The sequence below is a fragment of the Pseudomonas sp. L7 genome, from assembly GCF_046605565.1.
GTDB lineage: Bacteria > Pseudomonadota > Gammaproteobacteria > Pseudomonadales > Pseudomonadaceae > Aquipseudomonas > Aquipseudomonas wayambapalatensis.
This window is the reverse complement of the sequence record NZ_CP176784.1, coordinates 3383709-3409589: the sequence shown is the minus strand read 5'-3', so window position 1 is coordinate 3409589 and position 25881 is coordinate 3383709. Positions and strand designations below refer to the sequence as shown.

The window sequence follows — 25881 nt, the reverse complement described above, 5'->3', positions numbered from 1 at the left end:
TGGCGCTTGCAGCGCGTCACGAAAAGAGCCACCCTCGGGTGGCTTTTTTTGTGGAGTCTGGAAAGTGGCCTACGATTTTGATCTGTTCGTGATTGGTGCCGGTTCCGGCGGTGTGCGTGCGGCGCGCTTCGCAGCGGGTTTCGGCGCGAAGGTGGCGGTAGCCGAGAGTCGCTACCTGGGGGGCACCTGTGTCAACGTCGGCTGTGTGCCGAAGAAGTTGCTGGTGTACGGTGCACATGTCAGCGATGAACTGGAGCAGGCGGCCGGTTACGGCTGGACTCTCGAAGAAGGTCATTTCGACTGGGGCACCCTGATCGCCAACAAGAACCGTGAGATCGAGCGTCTCAACGGCATCTACCGCAACCTGCTGGTCAACAGCGGCGTTACCTTGCTGCAAGGCCATGCACGCATGACCGGTGCCCATGAGGTGGAGGTCGAAGGTCAGCGCTACAGCGCGGCGAACATCCTCATCGCCACAGGCGGCTGGCCACAGGTGCCTGACATCCCGGGCAAGGAATTGGCGATCACCTCGAACGAGGCGTTCTACCTCAAGCAGCTGCCACGCCGGGTGCTGGTGGTGGGTGGAGGCTACATCGCCGTCGAGTTCGCCGGCATCTTCCAGGGCCTGGGCGCCGACACCACCTTGCTTTACCGCGGTGACCTGTTTCTGCGCGGCTTCGATGGGTCAGTGCGCAAGCACCTGAAGGAAGAGCTGGAAAAACGCGGCCTGGACCTGCAGTTCAATGCTGATATCCAGCGCATCGACCAACAGGCCGATGGCAGTCTGAAGGCTACCCTGAAGGATGGTCGGGAGCTTGTGGCCGACTGTGTGTTCTACGCCACCGGTCGCCGTCCGATGCTCGACAATCTGGGGCTGGAAAATACCGGTGTGGAGCTTGATGAGCGCGGTTATATCCGGGTCGACGACCTGTACCGTACCACCGAACCTTCGGTGTTCGCCCTGGGGGATGTGATCGGTCGGGTGCAGCTTACTCCGGTCGCCCTTGCCGAAGGCATGGCGGTGGCCCGTCATCTGTTCAAGCCTGATCAGTATCGTGCGGTGGACTACCAGAACATTCCAACGGCGGTGTTCAGCCAGCCACCGATCGGGACCGTGGGCCTGACCGAGGAGCAAGCGCTGGCAGCCGGGCACAAGGTGCAGGTTTTCGAGAGCCGCTTCCGCGCCATGAAGCTGACGCTGACCGACCTGCAGGAAAAGACCCTGATGAAGCTGGTGGTCGACGCCGAGACCGACAAGGTCCTGGGTTGCCATATGGTCGGGCCGGACGCGGGCGAGATCATCCAGGGGCTGGGCATTGCGCTCAAGGCTGGCGCCACCAAGCAGCAATTCGACGAAACCATTGGTGTACACCCCACAGCGGCCGAAGAGTTCGTCACGATGCGCACCGCAACGCGCTGACACTCAGGCAGCACCGGCATCTGCTGGGTTTGGCATTGCCTAGCCCGGCGATGTTTCATTCAAAATTAGGAATCAAATCCTACGCTTGTGATACCTGAATCCGGTATTTGATCCTTTATTTCCGACAGTGTCGCAGTACCCCCCGTGACAATACTGTGGCCGTGCCGTTCTACGGCACCGGTCAGGCATGTGCCTGACCGCTGGTTTGAAGGAAGAAGAATATGAGCAAAACTTCTAAGGTTGTGTTCGGGCTCTGTGGCTCGTTGCTGATGGCGGGTGTCGCCCACGCCGACCACGGTGAAATCACGTTCCAGGGACGTGTACTGGCGCCGACCTGCGTCGTCAATGGTGGCGATGGCAATCTGCCCGTCACTCTGCCGGATGTCAATGCTTCGAGATTGGTTCGCCCTGGTGACGTAGCGGGTGAAACTCCGTTCCAGCTGCACCTGAGCAACTGCACCCATGTAGGCAGCGTTTCGACCTTCTTCGAGCCAGGTCCAAGCATAGGTGATGCCGGGCGCCTGATCGTCGATGAGGGTGGCAGCCGCAATGTCGAGCTGGAACTGCTCAACAGTGCCAAGAGGCCCATCAACCTGGCGGCAGCCAAGGGTTCCCAGAACTCCCAGACCGTAACCATCGTCGACGGTAACGCCACGCTGCGCTACTACGCTCAGTACTACTCGACTGGGAACACCACCCCAGGCCTCGTCAGCTCCAAAGTCCGCTACTCGCTGGACTACCTCTAAGCCGTTATGAAAAGCCGCCCTGTACAGGGCGGTTCCTTTTCCTTTCGAGTAAAACGTCATGAAGCTTTCACTGAGCACCTTGGGGTGCGCAGCGCTGCTGGCTGCGTGTTTCGTGTGCGCGCCGGCAAGTGCCAGCGTGGTGATTGCCACCACGCGAGTTATCTATCCCGCCGAGAGTCCCGAAGTCACTGTCAGGTTGAGCAACGAGGGGCGTCATCCGTCGTTGGTACAGGTCTGGGTCGACGAGGGAGGCCCAGAGGACCCAGAGGGCGAGCTGCAAGGGCCGTTCAGCCTGACACCACCACTGTTTCGACTCGATCCGGGCAAGCGTCAGAGCCTGAGGTTGTTCCACGACGGACGCCGCATGCCTGAGGATCGGGAGAGCCTCTACTGGTTGAATGTGCTGGACGTTCCCCCAAAGGGTGGTGGCGGTAACAGCCTGCAGATCTCCCTGCGCACCCGAATCAAACTGTTCTATCGGCCACAAGGGTTGTCAGGCAAGGCTGAACAAGCCCATGCACAGGTGACCTGGCGACTGGTCAAGGACGCGCAAGACTGGGCTTTGCAGGCTGACAATCCTACCCAGTACCACGTCAACCTGGCCGTGCTCGAAGTTGCCCGCCCGGACTCGACCTTGGCGGCGGAGGTTGGGCACATTCCACCTCGTGACAGCGCGCGTTTCGCTTTGCAAGCGGCACCATCGGGGTTGGGGCCGGTTTCCGAAGTGCGCTATCAATATCTGGACGACTATGGCGCCTTGCAGAAGGCCACTTCCGTCGTGCAACCCTTCAATGGTCCGTTAGTCCCATGATCGCTGTTCGATGGTGGTGGGTTGCATTGGGGATGGCCGGTGCACACGCCGAACTCGTCAGTGCCGTGGAGTTCGACCCAGGGTTGCTGCGTCAAGGAAGCACGGTCGATCTGGGGCGTTATCAAGTCATCGACGCTGTCCCTGAAGGCAACTATACCCTGGACGTCGTTCTCAACCAGCAATGGGTAGGACGCCGTGCGGTTTCCTTGCGCACCTTTGGCACGTCCGGCCAGGCTGTACCCTGTTACGACTCGTCGTTACTCGAAGGGTTGGGGTTGAACATGGAGGGGCTGGCGAAGGACGTGCGTGAGCGACTGGCCGAGCCCGGCAGTTGCCTGAGCTTGGCGCAGTTGCAGATGACTGCCAGCGAAAACCTGGATTTCGGCGCTTTGCAACTGCACCTGGAGATTGCCCAGTCTGCCTTGCGTCGCCAGCCTCAGGATCATTTGCCGCCGCAAACCTGGGATTCGGGTGTCACCGCGGGTTTTGTCGATTACCGACTGAATGCCTATGAATACCAAGACCTCCGGCGAGGCGGCCAGCGTCGGCAAGGGTTTCTGGGCGTGCGCGCCGGTTTGAACACCGGGCAATGGTATTGGCGCCACGAAGGCAGCGCGCAGATAAGTGATGAGCGGGCGGTTCGCTATCAGGCCGGCGCGACGTCGGTGCGGCGGGACCTGCCTTCATGGGCGGCCCAGCTTACCCTGGGTGATGGGCATGCAACTGGCGATGTCTTCGACAGCAGCGCTTTTCGCGGGGTACAGCTGTCCACCGATGAGCGCATGTTGCCCAGGTCCCAGCGCGGTTTCGCACCGGTGGTCAGAGGTGTCGCCAACAGCACTGCGTTGTTGAGCATTCGCCAGCGAGGGGCGCTGCTGCATGAGTCGACGGTGCCGCCGGGGCCGTTCGAGATCGACGACCTGTATGCCAGCGGGCTCAATGATGATCTGGAGGTCACCCTGGAGGAGGCCGACGGCAGCGTACGTCGCTTTACCTTGCCCTATCAAGCCGCACCACTGGCCTTACGAGAAGGGGCGAGTCGCTTTGACCTCAGTGCAGGGGTGTGGCGCGACGACCTTGGTCGTCCTGGCCCAGGCCATGTGCAAGGCAGCTGGCAACAAGGGTTGGACAACACCTTCAGCGTGCATGGAGGCGTCTGGCTGGCAGAGGACTATCTGGCCAGCGCCATGGGTGGCGCGATCAACAGCCGCTTCGGCGCCTTTGGAGTGACCGGATATCATGCCCAGGCATCGCTTGGCCAGGGCCGCTCCGCGCAGGGGCAGGCGCTGCGCTTCAGTTGGCGCCAGCGGGTGGAAACGACGGGCACCGACCTGAGTGCCAGCCTTACCCATCGTAACGACGCTGACTACTACAGCTTTGACGAGTTCGCCCGCATCAGTCAGCAAACTCAGCGCATCAATCCGCGTTCGCCTCAGCGCTGGCGGGCGGCGATGGCACTTCAGCAGCGGCTGCCCGGGACCGGTCGTCTTAGCCTTAGGGCCAGCGCTGGCGAGCAGTGGGGATCTGCGGTGGGCAACCGTGAGTACAACGTGGGGTACTACAACAATCTGCGCTCGCTTTCCTACGGCGTAACACTTGGGCGCGAGTATCGTGGCAACGGACAGGCAGTGAGCACTTTGACACTGACGGCCAGCCTGCCGTTGGGGGTACAGCGTCGCGGTTCGCTGAGCACCAGCATGAACCGCGACTCCGAAGGCAGGGCAACGACGAATGTGCGCTGGAGCGCAACGGCCGGCGAGGATGGGCAGTGGGGTTATGGCCTGTCCAGTGTGTACCAGGAGGGAGTGCAAGGTGGCGCAGGGTTTGACGCGAACCTGGTGCATCGCAGCTCGAGTGGGGAGCTGAGCGGGGCTGTGGCCCAACGCCAGGAGTCCCGTCAGTTTGCAATCGGCGCGCGCGGCTCGGTGGTCGGTCATCCGGGGGGCGTGCTGTTGGCGCAACCGTTGGGCGAGAGTTTCGCCATCGTTCATGCCCCCTTCGCCGAAGCGGCGCGTATTCAGCAGCACCCGAGTGTACGGTTGAATGCCAAGGGCTTTGCGGTCGTCCCCTCGTTGAGCCCCTACAGCGTGAATACCGTCGACATCGACCCCAAGGGCATGTCGCAGGATGTGGAGCTGCAGATCAGCGGTCAGTCGGTGGTGCCCCGGGCCGGTGCGGCGACGCTGTTGCACTATCCGACGCGCAGCGGAAAGCTGCTGTTAATCGAGGCTCGAGGCGGTCAAGGGCAGACGCTGCCCTTCGGTGCCCAGATATTCGATGTTCAGGGAGAGGAAGTGGGCATGGTCGGGCAGGGCAGCCGCCTGCATCTTCGCTCAGCCGCTGGCCAGGGGCGGGTGAAGGTCTCCTGGGGCACGCGTGCCGATACATCGTGCTGGCTGGATTATGCAGATGGAGCCGCGTCAGCTTGTGTCGCCTCGCAGGACGAAGAAGCATAGGAATGAAAAAATCTATCGGCTGCGCAGCTTATAGCCAAAACCAATCACCAACATGAGGTTTACCAATGAGCCATTGTCGAGGTCATTGGATAGGATTACTCCATCGAAAGTTACCCACCCCAAGTTAACTAACCCTCGAAGGAGCGTTTCTGATGCCAATCATCAACAGCCAGGTCAAACCGTTCAACGCCACTGCCTACCACAAAGGCGAGTTCGTTCAGGTAAGCGAAGCCGACCTGAAAGGCAAATGGTCCGTCGTGTTCTTCTACCCGGCCGACTTCACTTTCGTCTGCCCGACCGAACTGGGTGACCTCGCTGACAACTACGCCGAGTTCCAGAAGCTGGGCGTCGAAATCTACGGCGTGTCCACCGACACCCACTTCACCCACAAAGCCTGGCACGACACTTCGGACACCATCGGCAAGATCCAATACCCGCTGATCGGTGACCCGACCCACGTCATCTCGCGCAACTTCGACGTGCTGATCGAGGAAGCCGGTCTGGCTGATCGCGGCACCTTCGTGATCAACCCGGAAGGTCAGATCAAGATCGTCGAACTGAACGACGGTGGCGTAGGCCGCGATGCCGCCGAGCTGCTGCGCAAGGTCAAGGCTGCCCAGTACGTTGCCGCTCACCCAGGCGAAGTTTGCCCGGCCAAGTGGAAAGAAGGCGAGGCCACTCTGGCGCCATCGCTGGACCTGGTCGGCAAGATCTAAGGTCATGCATCAATCGCGGGCGGTGAGCAGCCGCCAAAGCTGAAGTACTCACTGCCCCGTCAAACGCCCGGGCGACCTCGCCTGGGCGTTTTTGTATCCGAGTTTTAAAAAAGGAATCGCCCCGTATGTTGGACGCCACGCTTAAATCGCAACTGAAAACCTACCTGGAGCGGGTCACCCAGCCGATCGAGATCGTTGCTTCTCTCGACGACGGCGCGAAGTCCCGTGAAATGCACGACCTGCTGGTTGAAATCGCCGGCCTGTCGAGCCTCATTACCCTGCGCGAGGACGGCAGCGATACCCGTCGCCCCTCGTTCTCGCTCAACCGTCCCGGGGGCGATATCAGCCTGCGTTTCGCCGGCATCCCCATGGGCCATGAATTTACCTCCCTGGTACTGGCGTTGCTGCAGGTCGGTGGCCACCCCTCCAAGGCCAGCGCCGAAGTGATCGAGCAGATCCAGGCCCTGGAAGGCGAGTTCAGCTTCGAGACTTACTTCTCGCTGTCTTGCCAGAACTGTCCCGACGTGGTCCAGGCCCTGAACCTGATGGCGGTGCTCAACCCCAATATTCGTCACGTCGCCATCGATGGTGCGCTGTTCCAGGATGAAGTCGAATCGCGCAAGATCATGGCGGTACCGAGCATCTACCTGAACGGTGAAGTGTTCGGCCAGGGCCGCATGGGCCTGGAAGAGATTCTCGGCAAGATCGACACCAGTGCCGGCAGCCGCCAGGCGGAAAAGATCAATGCCAAGGACGCTTTCGACGTGCTGGTGGTCGGCGGTGGTCCTGCTGGCGCTGCCGCGGCCATCTACGCTGCGCGCAAAGGCATTCGTACCGGTGTTGCCGCTGAGCGTTTTGGCGGCCAGGTGCTTGATACCCTGGCGATCGAGAACTTCATCTCCGTGCAGGAGACCGAAGGGCCGAAGCTGGCCAGTGCGCTTGAAGAGCACGTCAAGCAGTACGACGTCGACATCATGAATCTGCAGCGCGGTGAAGCGTTGATCCCGGCCACCGAGGGCGGCTTGCATGAAGTACGCCTGGCCAGCGGTGCATCGCTCAAGGCCAAGACCGTGATCCTCGCCACCGGTGCCCGCTGGCGCGAGATGAATGTCCCCGGTGAGCAGGAGTACCGCGCCCGTGGTGTGGCCTACTGCCCGCACTGTGATGGCCCACTGTTCAAGGGCAAGCGCGTGGCGGTGATCGGTGGTGGCAACTCTGGCGTGGAAGCGGCCATCGACCTGGCCGGTATCGTCGCTCAGGTGACGCTGATCGAGTTCGACAGCCAGTTGCGTGCCGATGCGGTGCTGCAGCGCAAGCTGCACAGCCTGCCGAACGTCAAGGTGATCACCAGCGCCCTGACCAAGGAAGTGCTGGGTAATGGCGAGAAGGTTACCGGTCTGCGCTACGAGGACCGGACCAGCAACGAGATCCATGAGCTGGCGCTCGAAGGTATCTTCGTGCAGATCGGCCTGCTGCCGAACACTGATTGGCTCAAGGGCACAGTCGAGCTGTCGCCGCGTGGCGAGATCATCGTCGACGCCAAGGGCCAGACCAGCATCCCTGGTGTGTTCGCGGCCGGTGACGTGACCACGGTGCCATACAAGCAGATCGTCATCGCCGTGGGCGAGGGCGCCAAAGCTTCGCTGGCGGCCTTCGATCACCTGATCCGGACATCGGCGCCGGCGTAAGTCAGCGCGCGCCTCATCGCGGGACAAGTCGGGGCGCCGAACCGCCGCTCCCACCGGTGTAGCGCACAGCTTTTGAAGCTGTTACCGGTGGGAGCGGCGGTTCGGCGCCCCGACTTGTCCCGCGATGAGGCCCGCAGAAACAAAGCATTCTCTGAGGGTGTCTATGCTTGAAGAAGACGCTCTCAGGAATCGCGCCATGACCCCGATCAGTCGAGAACCCTGGTGGTTGGTGCCACCCAAGCCTGGCCAACAGGAGCAGGATCTGCACTGGGGCTACCTGGAAATCTACCCCGACGGTCGTACCGTGTTCGTCGACCAGCGCCCCAGCGACCAGGAACTGGCCGAGCGCAAGAGCTGCCGTAACTTCCCCGAGCCCGACCAGACCTGACTCAGCCCTCGAGCTGAGCCAGCCGCGCCTCCAGTGCCGAGATCCGCGCTTCCAGCGCTTCGATTCGATCCTCCGAAACGCTGCCTGCACCACTGCGTGGCCCGCTGTCCTGCTGACGCGCGGCAAGAATCGCTTCGATCTCGGCCGGATCGCCCAAGGCATGGGTGTAGCGGTCCTCGCGCTGGCCTGCCTGACGCGGTAGATGCAAGGCCAGCCCGCGCGAAACCAGGCGCTCCAGCTGATGCTGGACCTGATCGACGTCTTCGAATTCGTGCAGACGGTTGCTGCGGGTCAGCAGTTCGTTGAGGGTCTGCGGGCCCCGCAGGAACATCAGCCCCATCAGTACCAACTGCGCCGGTACCAGTTCCAGCGCCTTGTCTACCCGATGTTCCCAGCGGTCGGCGCGGCTACCCATCTGCAGGCGGGCCATGTCCTGGCCTTCGAGCGCACGCAGGGCCTGGCCGACCTGACCGGGGGAGAGGTTCATCACCGGCTCCCGGCTGGTCTTCTGGTTGCAGGCCAGGACCAGCGCATTGAGTGTCAGTGGGTAGCTTTCCGGGCTGGTGGCCTGCTTTTCGATCAGCGCGCCGAGGATACGGACCTCGATACTGTTGAAGCGGCCTTCGCCTGCGGTTTCGTGTTCTGACATGGCCCTGTCTCGTTACTAGGAAAAGGCCATTAGCCTAGGCCTTGCGTCTGGCTTAAGCAATTGCGGCTCAGGCAGTACGCCGCTCCATGGCCTCGCACGCAGCCGCAGTGAACAGTACGTCGGTCGATGAATTGAGCGCGGTTTCCGCCGAGTCCTGCAACACACCGATGATGAAGCCGACGGCAACCACCTGCATGGCAATCTCGCTGGGAATGCCGAACAGGCTGCAAGCCAGAGGAATCAACAGTAGCGACCCGCCGGCCACGCCCGAGGCGCCGCAGGCACAGACCGCAGCCACCACGCTGAGCAGCACCGCGGTCGGCAGGTCGATGGCGATCCCCAGGGTATGCACCGCCGCCAGGGTCAGCACGGTAATGGTGATCGCGGCCCCGGCCATGTTGATGGTCGCACCCAGCGGGATCGACACTGAGTAGGTGTCTTCGTGCAGGCCCAGGCGCTCCGACAACGCCAGGTTTACCGGAATGTTCGCTGCCGAGCTGCGGGTGAAGAATGCGGTGATACCGCTTTCACGCAGGCACAGGAGGGTCAGGGGGTAAGGGTTGCGGCGAATCTTCCAGAACACGATCAACGGGTTCATCACCAATGCTACGAACAGCATGCAACCGATCAGCACCCCCAGCAGATGCAGGTAGCCGAGCAGGGCATCCAGGCCCGCCTCGGCCAGGGTCGAGCTGACCAGGCCGAAGATCCCCAGTGGAGCGAAGCGAATCACCACGCGAACCAGCTGCGTGATGCCTTTGGACAGGTCGTCGATCACTCCGCGGGTTGCCTTGCCGGCCTTGCGCAGCACTATGCCCAGGCCGATGGCCCAGGTCAGGATGCCGATGAAGTTGGCATTGACCAGGGCACTCACTGGATTGTCCACCGCGCTCAGGAGCAGGCCCTGCAGCACTTCGGTGATGCCGCCGGGGGCGCTCAGCGTTGCTTCGTGTGGGTTCAGTATCAGAGTCGAAGGGAAGGCCATGCTCGCCACCACGGCGACCACGGCGGCACTGAAAGTGCTCAGCAGGTAGAGCCAGAGGATAGGGCGGATATGGATCTGCTGACCTTGTTGATGGTTGGCGATGGAGGCAATCACCAACACGAACACCAGGATCGGTGCCACGGCCTTGAGGGCCGAGACGAACACCTTGCCGAGGAATGCAAGATCCAGGGCCAGGCTCGGGGCGACCAGCGCCAGGGCGATACCGGCAGCCAGGCCAATGATGATCTGGGTCACCAGGCTGGTGCGGCTGAGAAGGCGAAAAACAGGGGTCATGTGCAGCGGGGTCTCGGGTTTGAACGAACCGCGGACTGTAGCACAGGAGCTGTAATACATGGCTGACGGTATTGTTTCCCGCATTTACGCTAGGGATGGCAGTGCTATTGGCCCGATAAGGGCCAGTATGGACTCACCAGTTGAACAGCTCCCTGCGCGCGCCTTCGGTAATCGCCACGATCCCCGGATGCTTCACCTTGCGCTCCACAGAGATCGCATAGAACGACTCATGCACCGCCTCGGTCTGTCCGATCAGTTCCACGCCGTACTGCCGACACACCTCATCGGCGATCACGCTGGGCGCCACGAAGATGCCGCTGCCCGATTGTCCGAATGCCTGCATCAAGGCGCTGTCGTCGAATTCACCGACGATGCGCGGTTGCACCTGCTGCTCGGCCAGCCAGCGCAACAGGCGGCTGCGCACTACCGTTTCCTGTCCGGGGATCAGTAGCGGTGCGTCGTCGAGGCAGCCGGGGAAGGGCTGCTTCAGCCGAGTGGCAAGGGCTGCGGTGGCGAAAAAGCTCAGGCCGCACTCACCCAGTTTCTGGCTGTACCCCTTGATGTCCAGATGGCTGGGCATGGGGCTGTCGGAGATCACCAGGTCAAGGCGCTGGATCGCCAGGTCCGCGAGCAGGCGCTCCAGCTTGTCTTCACGGCAGTTGATGCGCAGTACTTCGTCAAGCTCCATGGTCGGTGCCAGCAAACGATAGACGATGGACTTGGGCACCACGTCCGCGACCCCTACGCGGAACAGGATCTGTTCCTGGGGGCCGGCGCGCAACAGGGTCTCGAGTTCGCTGCCAATCTGGAACATCTGCTCGGCATAGGCGAGGGTCTGGCGGCCGGTTTCGGTCAGTTCCAGTTGTCGACCGACGCGTTGGAACAGCTCCAGGTTGTAGGTCTGTTCAAGCAGGCTGATCTGCCCGCTGATGGTCTGAGGCGTGAGGTTCAATTGCTCGCTGGCGCGGGTGATGCTGCCAGTGCGGGCCACTACCCAGAAATAGTGAAGCTGACGGTAGTTGAGCATGGAGAGATGACTCGATTCGTAAAAGCCGAAGTATAACCGCTGAAAATACGAATTTTCCTGAACTATCGGTCTCTCTAGAATTCGACTCCATCAGGCGCGCTGCGTGCGCCAGCCGAACATCGATAAGCGAGGACCTTATGCTACAACTGAAATCCATCGGCACCCCGTTGGTACTGGTGCTGGCGCTCTTGGCCACGGCGGGTTGCGACCAGGCCGAGAAGTCGGCCCAGCAGGTGCTGAACCAGGCCGCCGAGTCGGCCAAGCAGGCGATCGACAAGACCAACGAAGCCGCCCAGCAAGCCTTGAACGAAACCCTCGGTGGCAGCGAGCCAAAAACCGAGAGCAAGCAAGACAAGAACGACACCCAGGACATTTGAGCGAAGGAACACTAAATGGAATACTTGCTGGAACTTGCTGCGAGCCCCACCGCCTGGGTCGCCCTGGCCACACTGGTGGCAATGGAAATCGTGTTGGGTATCGACAACCTGATCTTCATCTCGATTCTCACCAACAAGCTGCCTGAGGCCTACCGCTCCAAGGCTCGACGGATCGGTATCAGCATGGCGTTGATCATGCGCCTGGCACTGCTCTCGACGGTGGCCTGGATCGTCCAGTTGACGGAGCCGGTGATCGAGGTATTCGGCCACGCCTTCTCCTGGAAGGACATGATCCTGATCGCCGGTGGCCTGTTCCTGCTGTGGAAGGCAACCAAGGAGATTCACGAAAGCGTCGATCCGCATGGTGCGAAGGAAGAATCCAAGGCCGGCACCACCGTGACCCTCGGCTTTGCTGCGGCGATCGGTCAGATCCTGTTGCTCGACATCGTCTTCTCGGTGGACAGCATCATCACCGCCGTGGGCATGACCGAGCACTTGCCGATCATGATCATCGCCGTGATCAGTGCAGTGATCGTGATGTTGGTGGCCGCTGACCCGCTGGCCAAGTTCATCAACGACAACCCTACCGTGGTGATGCTGGCGCTGGGCTTCCTGATCATGATCGGCATGACGCTGATCGCCGAAGGTTTCGGCGCCCATGTACCGAAAGGCTACGTGTACGCAGCGATGGCCTTCTCCACGGTGATCGAGATCCTCAACATCATGGTTCGCCGGGCACGCCTGAAGCGCGAGGCGGCTGAAGGCTGACACCGGGCTGACGCAAAAGAGAAGGGGCTGCCAGGCAGCCCCTTGTTCTTTTGCGGATCAGGTCAATGTGCCCCGGCGTGCCGGCGGGTGCGATGCAGCGGCTGAGGCTTGGGCGCGGTGGCGGCTTGGGTGTGATGCGGTCGGGCATGGCGTCGCGCGATGCGCAGTACCCCCCAGAGCATGGCGGCGGCGACGCTCAACCACATCGCGACCAGCATGAAGATTGCCATTGTCAGGCTCATGTGCGTGCCTCCTTCTCTCGGGACAGCTGTGGGCTGTTCCCTCCAGACACTTCCTTAGTCTAGCCGCACGCGTGTGACGTTCCATTGACCGAAGGTCTATTGCTTGGGCCATTTCGTTCCAAGCCCGAAGCGGGCTATACCCGGGCCGCGCAGGCGCCTATGATCGGAGCCCAGTGCCGGGCGCTGTCTGCCGGGCGTCGAAACAAGCGAGTGTCCATGTCGCAGCATTTCTTCACCTCCCTGAGCCCGCGCCGCCTGCTGGCGGCCTGCCTGGTGGTCGCCAGCCTTGCCGGTTGCGCCGGTTCTCCACCGGCGGCGCTCGACAAACTGCCGCAGCGGGTCGAGATCAGCAGCGTGCCGTTCTATCGCGGTAATGCCAATCTGAGTGGTTCGATGGCTCTGGCGGCCGTGCTTTCGCAGCAGGGCGCGCCGATCACGCCTGGCCTGCTGGACAAATCGCTGAATCTGCCGCAGGGCGCGGCGTCGCTGGAAACCGGCATTCCCCGGGTGGCCCGCGAGTACGGCATGGTGGTCTATCCGCTGGACAAGCGCCTGGATGCCTTGCTCACCCAAGTGGCGGCCGGTCATCCGGTGTTGTTGCGCTATCACGATGGTTCGGCGCTGTGGGGCGAGCCACGCTATGCGGTGCTGATCGGCTACGACCGTTACAAGCAGCGTGTATTGCTGCGTTCAGGGATGGCGCGGCGGCATCTGCTGGACTTCGGAACCTTCGAGAGCGCCTGGGCCAAGGAGGGGAGTTGGGCGGTGCTGGTGCAACCGCCGCAGCGCCTGCCGGCCCAGGTCGACCGCCAGCGCTGGATGAAGGCTGCCGACGAGCTGGCGCGCGATGGCCAGGAGGTTGCCGCGAAGCAGGCGCTGCGTAGCCTCGGGCAGTAGCTGCGGCGGTACTGATTACATTTCGCGGGTAAACCCGCTCCCACAGATGCTCGCTTGTGGAAGCGGGCTTGCCCGCGAAATGAACAATCCGGTGCTACATCAGAACCCCAGGCGATCCCGCAGGCTGTAGTACCACGCACCAATGGCGCTGAATGGCACACGCAGCAACTGACCACCCGGGAACGGATAGTGCGGCAGGCCGGCGAAGGCGTCGAAACGCTCGGCCTGGCCACGCAGTGCTTCGGCCAGAACCTTGCCCGCCAGGTGGGTGTAGGTCACGCCATGACCCGAGCAACCCTGGGAGTAGTAGATGTTGTCGCCGATACGACCGACCTGCGGCAGACGCGATAGGGTCAGCAGGAAGTTGCCGGTCCAGGCGTAGTCGATCTTCACGTCCTTGAGCTGTGGGAAGGCCTTGAGCATCTTCGGACGAATGATCGCCTCGATGTTCGCCGGGTCACGTGCGCCGTAGACCACGCCGCCGCCGAAGATCAGGCGCTTGTCGCTGGTCAGGCGGTAGTAGTCGAGCAGGTAATTGCAGTCCTCGACGCAGTAGTCCTGCGGCAGCAGGGTGCGGGCCAGTTCCTCGCCCAGTGGCTCGGTGGTGATCACCTGGGTGCCGCAAGGCATGGACTTGGCGGCCAGTTCCGGCACCAGGTTGCCCAGGTAGGCGTTGCCCGCGACGATGATGAACTTGGCGCGCACTTTGCCCTGTGGGGTATGCACCACAGGGTTGGCGCCACGCTCGATGCGCACGGCAGGGGTCTGCTCATAGATGACGCCGCCCAGCGACTCGACCGCAGCGGCCTCGCCCAGGGCAAGGTTCAGCGGGTGGATGTGGCCGCCGCTCATGTCGAGCATGCCGCCGATATAGTTGTCGCAGGCGACCACTTCACGGATGCGCTTCTGGTCCATGAGTTCCAGCTGGGTGTGGCCGAAGCGCTCCCACAGGCGCTTCTGCGACTCCAGGTGGCCCATCTGCTTGCTGGTCAGGGCCGCGAATACGCCGCCGTCCTTCAGGTCGCACTGGATGTTGTACTTGGCCACGCGCTCACGGATGATACGGCCGCCTTCGAAAGCCATCTCGCCCAGCAGTTGTGCCTGCTTGGGGCCGACGGTGCGTTCGATGACGTCAATGTCGCGGCTGTAGCTGTTGACGATCTGCCCACCATTGCGGCCCGATGCGCCGAAGCCGACCTTGGCGGCTTCGACGACGGTCACCTTGAAGCCGTTCTCCAGCAGGAACAGTGCGCTGGAAAGGCCGGTGTAGCCGGCACCGATGATGCATACATCGGTCTCCACCTCACCCTGCAGCGCCGGACGTGGCGGCACCGGGTTGGCCGAGGCGGCGTAGTAGGACTGGGGGTAGGGGGTGTTAGCCATGCTCGGAAAACCTCGTGTTTTATATTTTTAACGAATGTACCGATGCTATCAATAATAATAAACACCCGCTAGTCGTATGGTGAAAATCCTTTACAGGGGTGTTGTCTGCTAGTCATGGGCGCAAATATTTTTAGAATCAGTAGGTTAGCTCGAAAAAAACTGTTGACAGGGATTTTCTAGCGCGTAGAATGCGCCCTCATCGACAGGCACATAGCTCAGTTGGTTAGAGCACCACCTTGACATGGTGGGGGTCGTTGGTTCGAGTCCAATTGTGCCTACCAAATCGAAAAAAAGGGCGATCCGCAAGGATCGCCCTTTTTTGCGTCCGGGCTTTGATCCGGTCTGCAAAGTTTTTGATTTTTTTGAGAAAAAACGCTTTACAGGTGTGCGATCGATCACTAATATGCGCACCACACGACAGGCACATAGCTCAGTTGGTTAGAGCACCACCTTGACATGGTGGGGGTCGTTGGTTCGAGTCCAATTGTGCCTACCAAATCTGCAAAAAGGGCGATCCGAAAGGATCGCCCTTTTTGCATTCGCCTCAGGAAACACCGGCCTGGGCGTGACACGCCCTGCGACAGCCTGGCCGTCGGCGCTCCCGACCCGCCATGCTAGAATCCGGCCCTTCGAATCGGGAGATGAACGCGTGCGCAAACTGGCGGTGGTAATGGCGGTGCTGGCCCTGGCGGGCTGTGAAAACGAGGTCGAGGGTGTGCACAAGCAGGTGGCCGAACACCTGCACAACCCCAAGACGGCCAAGTTCGCCAACGTGCGGATCGACACCCAGGGCTCCATCTGCGGCCAGGTCCGCGGCAAGGACGACGCCGGCCAGTTCGAAGCCTATCGCAGCTATGTGGCAATCAAGCACGATGGCCAATACGAAATCCTGGTCGACGACAGCGGCAACAACCTGCGCATCCGCGAGATCTGCGGCGGTGCTGAGTTGCAGCGTCGTGCCGATGCCCTGGCTGGCGAGCCGGCCCCGGAAGGCTGGGATGTCGAGGTGGTGCAGGGGCCCAATATGGGCGCACTCACCGACATGACCGCTCGCCTGATCGAGAAGGGCATTCCCTCCTGGGTCGAATACCGCGACGGCAAACCTGTGGTGCTGATGGGGCCGTTCCCTACAAAGGGCGAAGCGGATGCACGCAAGGCTGATGTCATGGCGCGCCTGGGGACCGACTCGATCGTCATCCAGCATGGCGCCAAGCGCTGACGGCTTCTCCCTCATGCAAAGGTTGCAGGCATTGTGGTGTGCATGCCTGTGATGACAAGGATCTGGCGCTGAACATTCATTGGCGCCAGGGCTTTGAACTCGAACGGTATTTTTCCGACTATGCTTCAGGTGACGGTGTATTTGCCGATGCGCCTGCCATCGGGCATCGTCGGTACCCAGAGGGTTGAGTGGGGAGAGGGAGCATGTCCAACCTGGAACGAGCGATCGTAGTGGCGACCAGGGCCCATGAAGGGCAATTCGACAAGGGGGGCGCGGCTTATATCCTGCATCCGCTACGGGTGATGGAGCGGGTCTCGACGCCCGAGCAGCGGATCGTCGCGGTGCTTCACGATGTGCTGGAGGATACGCCGCTGACCCTGTCAGACCTGGCTCGTGAAGGCTTCACCCTGAAGATCCTGGCGGCGCTGTTGGCGTTGAGTCGGCGTGAGGGTGAGCGCTACGAGGATTTCGTCGTGCGCCTGGGCAGTGACCCGCTGGCGCGCGAGGTGAAGCTGGCTGACCTCGCCGACAATAGTGACCTCTCGCGAATCCTGTGTCCGGGGCCCGCGGACATCGCCCGGTTGAGTCGTTATCGTGAGGCCAGCGCCTATCTGCTGGCACTGGCGTGATGGCACCACGCCCTTCGCAGGAGCGCCTGGTTGCGCTACGGGGCCGATTCTACAGGGGGTGAGCTTCAGCCTCCGGATCATTGAGCGTGGTCATGCACGCATCCATCAGTACATGCAGCGCGCTGATGCGTTCCAGCCCCAGCGCATCCTGTAATGAATCCTGTGCCGCCTGCCACGCCTGATTACCTTCTTCGCGTTTATCTATCCCTGCCTCGGTGATCTGCACCGCACGGCTGCGCGCGTCGCCGCCTGCCGAAATCGTCAGCCAGCCCTGAGCTACCAACGGTTGCATGTTGCGCGTCAGGGTCGAAGGCTCCATCTGCATGGCCTTGGCCAATTCGCCCGGGCGCAACGGGCCGAGCCGCAGCACGTGGGACAGCAGGGCGTACTGGGTGTTCTTCAGGCCTATGGCAGCCAGGTGCTGGTCGTAGTGACGGGTGACCATGCGCGTCAACTGGCGCAGTTTGAGATTTGTGCAGCCGGAGGGCTTGATTGGTGTGTTCATGTGAAATATTGTACCTGCAACATTTGTATATGCAAATGTTCTGTCAACCGGGAGCGATCATTCCTGGCGGCTGTTGGAACGGTATTCATCAGTTCAGGAGCATTCATGCGTTACACACCCTTTGGCAAGACCGGATTACGACTGTCCCAGCTGGCATTGGGTACAGGCAACTTTGGCACCGCGTGGGGCCATGGCGCCGACCCCGAGGCGTGCAAGGCGATGTTCGACACCTACCTGGAGGCGGGCGGCAACCTCATCGACACGGCGGACATCTATCAGTTCGGCGAATCTGAAACACATCTGGGGCGCTTGCTGGCGGGGCGCCGCGATGAGGTGGTGCTGTCGACCAAGTTCACCCAGGGTGCGTCGCCCGCCGCGGGGGTGCTGACCACCGGCAATAGCCGCAAGGCCATGGTCACCTCCCTGGAGGCCAGCCTCAAGCGTTTGAACACGGACCGTATCGATCTGTACTGGGCTCACTTCCCCGATCATGTGACCCCGACCGAAGAGCTGCTGCGTGGCCTGGAAGACCTCTCGCGATCAGGCAAGGTGCTGTATGTCGGCCTTTCCAACTTCCCCGCCTGGCGTGTGGCTCACGCGGCCACCTATGCCCAGCTTTCTCGCGCCGTACCCATCGCGGCTGCGCAGTTCGAACACAGCCTGGTGCGCCGCGAATGCGAGCTTGACCTGTTGCCGACCTGTCGGGCATTGGGTTTGGGCATGATGACTTTCTCGCCCTTGGGTGGCGGCATGCTGACCGGCAAGTACCGCCAGGGCGAGTCGGGGCGCGCCCAGGGCCTGGGCGGCAAAGTGTTCCAGCCGGAGAATTCGCCGCAGCGCAGCGCGATCCTCGATGCGCTGCTGGACGTGGCACAGGAGCATGGCGTCCCGGCAGATCAGGTAGCGATCGCCTGGGCTGCCAGTCACGACACGCTGCCGCTGATCGGGCCGCGTTCGCTGGTGCAGTTACAGTCGAACCTGGCGGCCCTTGAGGTGAAACTCAGCAGCGAGCAGTTGCAGCGCCTGGATGACGTCAGCCAGTTCGTGTCGCTGCCCGTCGAGCGGACCTCCCGCGCCCCGGTGGCATGAGGGTCAGCGGCAGTTGCCGGCCTTGCGGTAACCGGCGGCCTGGGCTTGCGACTCGGACTCGAAGCTGACCTGGTTCTTGGCTGACACCTGATTGTAGCCAGGGCAGCCGCTGGGCAAATGGTAGAGGTGGCTGTTCTGGTTGCCGATGATCGCACCCGTCACGCTGACCTTGGCCAGGGTAGGCTGAGGTGCGGCCTTGGTAGGTTTGTCGGCAAGGCTGCTGACAACACCGTCGCCGACGGTCTTGTAGCCGGCTGTCCAGCGTCGCTCGCCGCTCACGAACGGGTTGGCGTGCCCCATGATGCCGGCGATACGGCGGTCGCGCTCGCGCTCCCAGGCGGTGACCGGGTACTGCTTGTCCCAGGCCATGAGCAGTTGTTGCTGCTGGCGCGACATGTTCAGGCCATAGCGATCGAACATATAGAAGGTGGTGCGGGCGACCAGGCCCTTGACTTCATCGCGCGGCTCGGCAGCGCGCTGGTTGAAATCGACGCGGGTCTTGCACTGGCCGTACTGCTGCCCCACACCCGAGGCCATGCCATAGTTGAAGTTGCTGCGATCGCCATTCACCTCGCCCACCGCCGGGTACAGGTTGAACAGGTCGGCTTCCATGGCGCGAAATACCGGGTCGTCGTCGGCGCAATGCTCGCGGCCGCCGTTCTTCCAGCACTGGCGTTGATGGCCCAGGGTCCAGGCCGGCACGATGTGTTCCCATTCGGTACGGTCGGCGCGGGTCTGTTGCTTTCGGGCTTGCAGGCCGCAGGAGGCGGGGTCGATACGCCCCCCGGACTTGCCCACCCAGGTCCATTTGCAGCCGCAGTAGAGCTCACCCATGGCGCTGCTGGCCTGGTCGAGATAGATCTTCTGTTTGGCCACGACCTTGGCTTCGGCAAAGGTGGCGGGAGGGTTGGCGAGCGCTGGAGTGGCGACGGACAGGAGCAGGGCTACGGCAGACAGCAGTTTTTTCATGGGCGAGCGCAAATCATCTTTCGGTGGAAGAGGGGGCGGGGGAAAGGATCAGTCTTCTTTGGGGATGGTCCAGAAGATCTGAATACCGCCATCGTCGCGATGGGCGAGGGTGACGTTGTCGTTCTCGGCAATTTCCTCGAGCAGCGTTTCCCAGTCATCGGGGGACTCGTGCTCCAGGCGGAAGATCAGCGCTGCTCGGCTGCGCTGGGCGGTGGGGCTGTTGATGATCTTCTGGATGCGTACGCCGAGTTGTTCATAACTGCTGGGCGCTGCGGCGGGGCTGGCCATGGGGCTTTCCTTGTTTTGCTGTATGTGCGTACAGTATTTCACTGTCAGTTTTTTCGCAACAGCGTGTCAGGCAAAAAGCATCTATGGCGCTTGAAGGGGCTGGCACGAGTAGGCCGCCCCGAAGGATGAGGCTGCCGCAACCTCTAGGGAGAGATCGCGGCAGCTTTACTCTTTACATCGTGAGCTGGGCCGTCATACCTGCAGCCTTGCTCATGGCTGGATCAATATTCCCAGAAGATCCGCTGCAGCTCCTTGCTGTCCTGGGTCTTGGTCATGGCTACCATGGCCAGGATCCGCGCTTTCTGCGGGTTCAGGTCATGGGCCACGACCCAGTCGTTCTTGTCGTCCGGCTGCTCGGCGTTACGCAGCACGAAACCGCCCTGGTTGACGTGCGAGGAGCGAATGATCTGTACGCCGTCCTTGCGCAGTTCTTGCAGTGCCGGCACCACGCGCGACGACACCGAGCCATTGCCGGTGCCAGCATGGATGATCGCCTTAGCACCGCCCTGGGCCAGGGCTTTGTACGCGGTGTCGGTCACGTTGCCGTAGCCATAGGCGATGTCCACCTGTGGCAGGCTGCTGATCTGCTTGATGTCGAACTCGGAGTTGGTGGTGTGGCGCTTGGCTGGCAGGCGGAACCAGTAGGACTTGCCCTCCACCACCATGCCCATCGGGCCCCAGGCGCTCTTGAAGGCTTCGGTCTTGATGTTCACCGACTTGCTGACATCGCGACCGGACTGGATCTCGTCGTTCATGGTCACCAGCACGCCCTTGCCGCGCGACTGCTTGTCGCCAGCCACAGCCACCGCGTTGTACAGGTTGAGCATGCCGTCGGCAGACATCGCTGTGCCCGGGCGCATGGAGCCGACGACCACGATCGGCTTGTCGGTCTTCTCGACCAGATTGAGGAAGTAGGCGGTTTCTTCCAGGGTGTCGGTGCCGTGGGTGATGACGATGCCGTCGACGTCCTTGCTGTCGGCCAGTTCCGCGACGCGTTTGGCCAGCTTGAGCAGGTCGTCGTTGCTGATGCTCTCGGAGGCGATCTGCATCACCTGTTCGCCGCGCACATTGGCAATGTCGGCCAGTTCCGGCACGCCGGCAATCAGCTTGTCGATGCCCAGCTTGGCAGCTTGGTAGGTCGCGCTGTTGGCGGCGCTGGCGCCGGCGCCAGCAATGGTGCCGCCGGTGGCGAGGATGACCACATTGGCGAGCTTCTGCTGTTGTTCGGCTTCCTTGGCGGAAACGGTCATCGGCAGTGCAAGCAGCAGGGCGAGGGCGCCCGGCGCGAAGGTTTTCAGTGCGGTGTTCATTATTTTTTCTTCTCTCTTCCAAATGAGATGTTTGTTCGCAACAGGTTGTAGGCAGGTTCCGTACCAAGGGTGCAGTAGCCGCGAGGTGCGGGACGAGTTGAGTCGGATTTTTCGCGAGCAAGCCCGCTCCCATCCGTGTGTGGAGAGCGCAAGCATGGCGTTGCCAGTGGAGGGATGGGCTTGTCCAAGAAGAGGGTGGCAGGTGTTTTGCTATTCGGAAACCCGAACAATCCCTACAAGGGCTATTCGGTTTTCCGACTATTTGCCGGATAATCTCCGACTAACACGACCGGGCCTGGAACGCCGGAAAGTCATTTGACAAAACCTGTTCCTGTTCCCATAGTAAGGCAGCGCAAACGTTTGCGGTCCGATAAAAATCACAAGATTCGGAGTTAATCCCATGAAACTGCCGTTCCCCGGTCGTCTGCTGGCTATTGCCGTTCTCTCTTCCCTGTCTCTCGCCATTCCGCTGTCCCAGGCCCATGCCGAGGACAAGCCCAAGGTCGCACTGGTCATGAAATCGCTGGCCAACGAATTCTTCCGCACCATGGAAGACGGCGCCAAGGCCTACCAGAAAGAACATCCGAATGAATTCGACCTGGTCGCCAACGGCATCAAGGACGAAACCGATACCGGCAACCAGATCCGCATCGTCGAGCAGATGATCGCCACCGGCGCCAACGCCCTGATCATCGCGCCGGCCGACTCCAAGGCCTTGGTCCCTGTGATCAAGAAAGCCATGGATGCCGGCATCACTGTCGTCAACATCGACAACCGTCTCGACCCCGAAGTGCTCAAGAGCAAAGGCATCAGCGTGCCGTTCGTTGGCCCTGACAACCGCAAGGGCGCGCGTCTGGTCGGCGACTACCTGGCGAAAGAGAAGCTCAAGGCTGGCGATCAGGTTGGCATCATCGAAGGTGTGCCGACCACCACCAACGCCCAGCAGCGCACCGCCGGCTTCAAGGATGCGATGGAAGCCGCGCAGATGAAAATCGTCTCGGTGCAGTCCGGCAACTGGGAGATCGACAAGGGCAACGCCGTTGCCGCCTCGATGCTCAACGAATACCCCGACCTCAAGGCGCTGCTGGCGGGTAACGACAGCATGGCCCTGGGCGCTGTCTCGGCCGTGCGTGCCGCTGGCAAGACTGGCCAGGTGCAGGTAGTCGGTTACGACAACATCAACGCCATCAAACCGATGCTCAAGGATGGCCGCGTGCTCGCCACGCTCGACCAGGCCGCCAGCCAGCAGGCTGTGTTCGGTATCCAGGCGGCGCTGAAGATGGTCAAGGGCGAGAAGCCTGATGTCGATGCCGACAATGTCATCCAGACACCGGTAGAACTGATCACCAAGTGATGCTGACAGTGCGCTGAGTCCGATGGCAGTGGTGGTTCGCCGCTTACGCAGAGTCAGCGCCAGTTCAACCAGTTGCAGCTCGTTCCATGAGAGAGGTGGCCATGTCGGCCCATGAATCCGTGCTCAGTGTCACCGGCCTGGGCAAGACGTACGCCCAGCCCGTGCTCGGTGATGTCACGCTAGACCTGCGCGGCGGCGAGGTGCTCGCTTTGACCGGCGAGAACGGCGCCGGCAAGAGCACCTTGTCCAAGCTCATCAGTGGCCTGGAAACCCCCACCACCGGGCAGATGACCTACCGCGGCCAGCCCTATAGCCCTGGCAGTCGCAGCGAGGCCGAGCGCCTCGGTGTGCGCATGGTGATGCAGGAACTCAACCTGCTGCCCACGCTCACTGTTGCCGAGAACCTGTTTCTCGACAACCTGCCCAGCCATGCCGGCTGGATCAGTCAGAAACGCCTGCGTCAGTTGGCGACCGCGGCCATGGCCCAGGTCGGGCTGGACGCCATCGATCCGGACACCCCGGTCGGCGAGCTGGGCATCGGCCATCAGCAAATGGTCGAAATCGCCCGCAACCTGATCGGCGACTGCCATGTGCTGATCTTCGACGAGCCCACCGCGATGCTCACTGCGCGCGAGGTGGAGCTGTTGTTCACGCAGATCGAGCGCCTGCGTCAGCGGGGTGTGGCCATCGTCTATATCTCGCACCGGCTCGAAGAGCTGCAGCGCGTATCGCAGCGTATTGCCGTGCTGCGCGACGGCAAGCTGGTGTGCGCCGAGCCGATCGCTCGCTACAGCAGCAACGAACTGGTCAATCTGATGGTGGGGCGCGAAGTCGGCGAGCACATCGACCTTGGTCGCCGCGAAATCGGCGCACCGCTGCTCAAGGTGGAGCACATGACCCGTGGCGACAAGGTGCGCGATGTGTCGTTCGAGGTCAGGGCAGGGGAGATCTTCGGTATTTCCGGGCTGATTGGCGCCGGGCGTACCGAGTTGTTGCGGCTGATCTATGGTGCCGATCGCGCCGACAGCGGCAGCATTCAGCTGGGGCGCCCGCTACAACCGGTCAACATCGATTCGCCCAAGGCTGCCGTGCGTGCCGGCATTGCCCTGATCACTGAAGACCGCAAGGGCGAAGGCCTGTTGTTGCCGCACTCGATCAGCGCCAACGTCGCCTTGGGTAACCTCGGCGCGGTCTCCCGCGCTGGAGTGCTCGACCCCCACGCCGAGCGCCAGCTTGCCGAACGGCAGATCAGCGCCATGCGTATCCGCAGCGCGAGCCCCGCCCAGGCGGTCGGTGAGCTGTCCGGTGGCAACCAGCAGAAGGTGGTGATCGGTCGCTGGTTGGAGCGCGACTGCCAGGTGCTGATGTTCGATGAGCCCACCCGCGGCATCGATGTTGGCGCCAAGTTCGATATCTACGGGTTGCTGGCCGAACTCGCCCGCCAGGGCAAGGCCCTGGTGGTGGTGTCCAGCGACCTGCGCGAGCTGATGCTGATCTGCGACCGCATCGCCGTGCTTTCCGCTGGCCAACTGATCGAGACCTTCGACCGTGATGGCTGGAGCCAGGACCAGATCCTTGCCGCTGCCTTCGCCGGTTACCAGAAACGTGACGCATTGCTGCACGACGCAGCTCCCAGGATGGACGCATGAAGACTCCCACCCTCGACTCCGCCGGTACGCCGGTACGCCGCAGCGGCACCTATTTCGGCCTGGGCACCTACCTGGGCCTGGCCGGTGCCTTGCTGGCGATGATCGTGCTGTTCTCGTTCCTGAGCAGCCACTTCCTCTCTTATGCCACCTTCAGCACCTTGGCCAACCAGATCCCTGACCTGATGGTGCTGGCCGTCGGCATGACCTTCGTGCTGATCATCGGTGGCATCGACCTGTCGGTCGGTTCGGTGCTTGCGCTGGCTGCCTCGACCGTCAGCGTCGCCATCCTCGGCTGGGGCTGGAGCGTATTGCCTGCCGCGCTGTTGGGCATGGCCATTGCCGCTCTGGCCGGCAGCATCACCGGCGCGGTGACCGTGGCCTGGCGCATTCCGTCGTTCATCGTCTCGCTTGGCGTGCTGGAAATGGCCCGTGGCCTGGCCTACCAGTTCACCGATTCGCGCACCGCCTACATTGGCGACGCGTTCTCCTGGTTCTCCAACCCGATCGCTTTCGGTATTTCTCCGGCCTTCATCATTGCCTTGCTGGTGATCATCCTCGCCCAGCTGGTACTGACCCGCACGGTGTTCGGTCGCTACCTGATCGGCATCGGCACCAATGAAGAAGCCGTGCGCCTGGCAGGTATCGATCCGCGTCCGTACAAGATCGGGGTCTTTGCCTTGATGGGCCTGCTGGCGGGGTTGGCCGCGCTGTTCCAGATCTCGCGCCTTGAGGCTGCAGATCCGAACGCCGGTTCTGGCCTTGAGTTGCAGGTGATTGCCGCGGTGGTGATCGGCGGCACCAGCCTGATGGGCGGGCGAGGCTCGATCATCAGCACCTTCTTCGGTGTGCTGATCATTTCCGTGCTGGCCGCAGGCTTGGCGCAGATCGGCGCTTCCGAGCCAACCAAGCGTATCATCACGGGCGCTGTGATCGTCATCGCCGTGGTCCTCGACACCTACCGCAGCCGACGCGCGACCCGGCGGAACTGACCCATGGCAACCATCAAAGACGTCGCGGCACTGGCGGGTATTTCCTACACCACCGTGTCCCATGTACTGAACAAGACCCGCCCGGTCAGCGAACACGTGCGCCTGAAGGTCGAGGCCGCCATCGCCGAGCTGGACTACGTGCCCAGTGCCGTGGCGCGCTCGCTCAAGGCGCGCAGCACCGCGACCATTGGCCTGCTGGTGCCCAGCAGCGTCAACCCTTACTTCGCCGAGCTGGCTCGCGGTATCGAGGACGGCTGCGAGCGCAACGGTTATTGCGTGATCCTGTGCAACTCGGACGATGATCCGAAGAAGCAGCGCAGCTACCTGCGGGTGCTGCTGGAAAAACGCATCGATGGTCTGATCGTCGCCTCGGTGGGCGAGGACCGTGACCTGCTCGAAAGCCTGGCTGCCGTGCGCACGCCAATGGTCATCGTCGACCGGGCCCTCGAAGGCGTCGATGCCGACCTTGTGCGTATCGATCACGAGCTGGGGGCCTATCTGGCCACGCGCCACCTGCTTGAGCTCGGCCATACCGACATCGCCTGCATCGGCGGCCCGGCCGAGACCGGCGTCAGCCAACTGCGCGTGAGCGGTTTTCGTCGTGCCATGGCCGAGGCCGGGCTGAGCGTGGCGGACAATCGCGTGCTGCACAGCGACTTTACCAGCCCCGGTGGCCACGCAGCGGCCGCACAGTTGCTCGAGGATGAGCCGCCGACGGCGATTTTCGCTGGCAACGACATGATCGGTTTCGGCGTGTTGCGCGCTGCGGCCGAGCGCAATATCGAAGTCCCTGGCCAGCTATCGGTGATCGGTTTCGATGACATCGAGCTGAGCCGCTATGTGTATCCGCCGCTGACCACTGTCGGCCAGTCGATCCGCGAGCTGGGCGACAGCGCCGCGCAGTTGCTGCTGTCGCGCATCGCCACACCGCGTCGCGATGCGGCGCAGCAACGTATCGTCGCGCCGCGTATCGTGCTGCGCGAATCCACCGGGCCGCGCCCGGACCTGTTCAATGATTACCGCTAAGGAAGAC

At 62.0% G+C, this 25881-nt stretch carries 26 protein-coding genes and 2 tRNA genes; 19 read left to right on the top strand and 9 right to left on the bottom strand.

Annotated elements, in window-relative coordinates; genetic code table 11:
• Positions 1–64: 64 nt before the first annotated feature.
• The 7 genes from gorA (at position 65) to ACK3BK_RS15480 (ending at position 8225) form a co-directional block, all read left to right on the top strand.
• Positions 65–1420, top strand: a complete 1356-nt coding sequence (gene gorA, locus ACK3BK_RS15510) for a glutathione-disulfide reductase (protein WP_186669048.1) — start codon at positions 65–67, stop codon at positions 1418–1420.
• A gap of 221 nt (positions 1421–1641) precedes the next feature.
• Complete coding sequence (locus ACK3BK_RS15505) at positions 1642–2166, top strand: fimbrial protein (RefSeq protein ID WP_186669050.1); 525 nt, start codon at positions 1642–1644, stop codon at positions 2164–2166.
• A gap of 58 nt (positions 2167–2224) precedes the next feature.
• Entirely contained in the window at positions 2225–2977 is a 753-nt protein-coding gene (locus ACK3BK_RS15500; protein WP_411382779.1) for a molecular chaperone, read from the top strand.
• A 32-nt stretch (positions 2978–3009) separates the two neighbouring features.
• Positions 3010–5433 (top strand): fimbria/pilus outer membrane usher protein, encoded by a 2424-nt coding sequence (locus ACK3BK_RS15495; RefSeq protein WP_411382778.1) that lies wholly within the window; start codon positions 3010–3012, stop codon positions 5431–5433.
• A 152-nt stretch (positions 5434–5585) separates the two neighbouring features.
• A complete protein-coding gene (gene ahpC / locus ACK3BK_RS15490) occupies positions 5586–6149 on the top strand; it encodes an alkyl hydroperoxide reductase subunit C (protein WP_004375926.1) in 564 nt (187 codons plus the stop codon).
• 125 nt (positions 6150–6274) lie between these two features.
• Entirely contained in the window at positions 6275–7837 is a 1563-nt protein-coding gene (ahpF, locus tag ACK3BK_RS15485) for an alkyl hydroperoxide reductase subunit F (protein WP_411382777.1), read from the top strand.
• Positions 7838–8033: 196 nt separating this feature from the next.
• Positions 8034–8225 carry a hypothetical protein gene (locus ACK3BK_RS15480; protein WP_186669057.1) on the top strand — a complete coding sequence of 64 codons (192 nt, stop codon included), beginning with the start codon at positions 8034–8036 and terminating at the stop codon, positions 8223–8225.
• A gap of 1 nt (position 8226) precedes the next feature.
• Here the strand turns inward: ACK3BK_RS15480 and ACK3BK_RS15475 are convergent, their stop codons facing one another.
• The 3 genes from ACK3BK_RS15475 to nhaR all read right to left on the bottom strand — a co-directional run bounded on the left by ACK3BK_RS15475 (position 8227) and on the right by nhaR (position 11180).
• On the bottom strand, positions 8227–8874 hold the full coding sequence (locus tag ACK3BK_RS15475; RefSeq protein WP_186722228.1) for a YceH family protein: 648 nt from the start codon (positions 8872–8874) through the stop codon (positions 8227–8229).
• A 67-nt stretch (positions 8875–8941) separates the two neighbouring features.
• Positions 8942–10153, bottom strand: a complete 1212-nt coding sequence (gene sstT, locus ACK3BK_RS15470) for a serine/threonine transporter SstT (RefSeq protein ID WP_411382776.1) — start codon at positions 10151–10153, stop codon at positions 8942–8944.
• Between the two features lie 133 nt (positions 10154–10286).
• Entirely contained in the window at positions 10287–11180 is an 894-nt protein-coding gene (gene nhaR / locus ACK3BK_RS15465) for a transcriptional activator NhaR (RefSeq protein WP_186722224.1), read from the bottom strand.
• A gap of 137 nt (positions 11181–11317) precedes the next feature.
• Here nhaR and ACK3BK_RS15460 point away from each other — a divergent pair, with 137 nt between their 5' ends.
• On the top strand, positions 11318–11557 hold the full coding sequence (locus tag ACK3BK_RS15460) for a hypothetical protein (protein ID WP_186669063.1): 240 nt from the start codon (positions 11318–11320) through the stop codon (positions 11555–11557).
• A gap of 15 nt (positions 11558–11572) precedes the next feature.
• On the top strand, positions 11573–12325 hold the full coding sequence (locus tag ACK3BK_RS15455; RefSeq protein WP_186669064.1) for a TerC family protein: 753 nt from the start codon (positions 11573–11575) through the stop codon (positions 12323–12325).
• A 62-nt stretch (positions 12326–12387) separates the two neighbouring features.
• On the opposite strand, the gene ACK3BK_RS15450 is transcribed toward ACK3BK_RS15455, so the two are convergent.
• On the bottom strand, positions 12388–12567 hold the full coding sequence (locus ACK3BK_RS15450) for a hypothetical protein (protein WP_186669065.1): 180 nt from the start codon (positions 12565–12567) through the stop codon (positions 12388–12390).
• A gap of 159 nt (positions 12568–12726) precedes the next feature.
• Between ACK3BK_RS15450 and ACK3BK_RS15445 the strand changes: the two genes are divergently transcribed.
• On the top strand, positions 12727–13464 hold the full coding sequence (locus ACK3BK_RS15445) for a peptidase C39 family protein (protein ID WP_411382775.1): 738 nt from the start codon (positions 12727–12729) through the stop codon (positions 13462–13464).
• A gap of 99 nt (positions 13465–13563) precedes the next feature.
• On the opposite strand, the gene ACK3BK_RS15440 is transcribed toward ACK3BK_RS15445, so the two are convergent.
• Positions 13564–14847, bottom strand: a complete 1284-nt coding sequence (locus ACK3BK_RS15440; protein WP_186710153.1) for an NAD(P)/FAD-dependent oxidoreductase — start codon at positions 14845–14847, stop codon at positions 13564–13566.
• Between the two features lie 204 nt (positions 14848–15051).
• Between ACK3BK_RS15440 and ACK3BK_RS15435 the strand changes: the two genes are divergently transcribed.
• The 4 genes from ACK3BK_RS15435 to ACK3BK_RS15420 all read left to right on the top strand — a co-directional run bounded on the left by ACK3BK_RS15435 (position 15052) and on the right by ACK3BK_RS15420 (position 16695).
• Positions 15052–15128 (top strand) — tRNA-Val (locus tag ACK3BK_RS15435).
• Between the two features lie 138 nt (positions 15129–15266).
• A tRNA-Val gene (locus ACK3BK_RS15430) sits at positions 15267–15343 on the top strand.
• A gap of 153 nt (positions 15344–15496) precedes the next feature.
• The gene (locus ACK3BK_RS15425; RefSeq protein WP_186669068.1) at positions 15497–16066 is read left to right on the top strand and encodes an SPOR domain-containing protein; all 570 of its coding nucleotides are present in this window, start codon (positions 15497–15499) and stop codon (positions 16064–16066) included.
• Between the two features lie 203 nt (positions 16067–16269).
• A complete protein-coding gene (locus tag ACK3BK_RS15420) occupies positions 16270–16695 on the top strand; it encodes a GTP pyrophosphokinase (RefSeq protein WP_186669069.1) in 426 nt (141 codons plus the stop codon).
• A gap of 49 nt (positions 16696–16744) precedes the next feature.
• On the opposite strand, the gene ACK3BK_RS15415 is transcribed toward ACK3BK_RS15420, so the two are convergent.
• Positions 16745–17200, bottom strand: a complete 456-nt coding sequence (locus ACK3BK_RS15415; RefSeq protein ID WP_186710151.1) for a MarR family winged helix-turn-helix transcriptional regulator — start codon at positions 17198–17200, stop codon at positions 16745–16747.
• A gap of 105 nt (positions 17201–17305) precedes the next feature.
• Between ACK3BK_RS15415 and ACK3BK_RS15410 the strand changes: the two genes are divergently transcribed.
• Positions 17306–18289, top strand: a complete 984-nt coding sequence (locus ACK3BK_RS15410; RefSeq protein ID WP_186720998.1) for an aldo/keto reductase — start codon at positions 17306–17308, stop codon at positions 18287–18289.
• Positions 18290–18292: 3 nt separating this feature from the next.
• On the opposite strand, the gene ACK3BK_RS15405 is transcribed toward ACK3BK_RS15410, so the two are convergent.
• From ACK3BK_RS15405 to ACK3BK_RS15395, 3 genes are all read right to left on the bottom strand, one after another.
• Positions 18293–19258: an endonuclease gene (locus ACK3BK_RS15405; RefSeq protein WP_186669075.1), complete on the bottom strand. Its 966-nt coding sequence runs from the start codon at positions 19256–19258 to the stop codon at positions 18293–18295.
• A 48-nt stretch (positions 19259–19306) separates the two neighbouring features.
• On the bottom strand, positions 19307–19546 hold the full coding sequence (locus tag ACK3BK_RS15400) for a DUF1654 domain-containing protein (protein WP_186669077.1): 240 nt from the start codon (positions 19544–19546) through the stop codon (positions 19307–19309).
• A 221-nt stretch (positions 19547–19767) separates the two neighbouring features.
• Complete coding sequence (locus ACK3BK_RS15395; protein WP_411382774.1) at positions 19768–20856, bottom strand: asparaginase; 1089 nt, start codon at positions 20854–20856, stop codon at positions 19768–19770.
• 400 nt (positions 20857–21256) lie between these two features.
• On the opposite strand from ACK3BK_RS15395, the gene ACK3BK_RS15390 reads away from it, so the two are divergent.
• The 4 genes from ACK3BK_RS15390 (at position 21257) to ACK3BK_RS15375 (ending at position 25874) form a co-directional block, all read left to right on the top strand.
• Positions 21257–22210 carry a sugar ABC transporter substrate-binding protein gene (locus ACK3BK_RS15390; protein ID WP_186669081.1) on the top strand — a complete coding sequence of 318 codons (954 nt, stop codon included), beginning with the start codon at positions 21257–21259 and terminating at the stop codon, positions 22208–22210.
• A 95-nt stretch (positions 22211–22305) separates the two neighbouring features.
• On the top strand, positions 22306–23859 hold the full coding sequence (locus ACK3BK_RS15385; RefSeq protein WP_186669156.1) for a sugar ABC transporter ATP-binding protein: 1554 nt from the start codon (positions 22306–22308) through the stop codon (positions 23857–23859).
• Complete coding sequence (locus ACK3BK_RS15380; protein WP_186669083.1) at positions 23856–24848, top strand: ABC transporter permease; 993 nt, start codon at positions 23856–23858, stop codon at positions 24846–24848. The genes ACK3BK_RS15385 and ACK3BK_RS15380 overlap by 4 nt, the downstream gene beginning before the upstream one ends.
• A 3-nt stretch (positions 24849–24851) precedes the next feature.
• Positions 24852–25874: a LacI family DNA-binding transcriptional regulator gene (locus tag ACK3BK_RS15375; protein WP_411382773.1), complete on the top strand. Its 1023-nt coding sequence runs from the start codon at positions 24852–24854 to the stop codon at positions 25872–25874.
• Positions 25875–25881 lie beyond the last annotated feature (7 nt).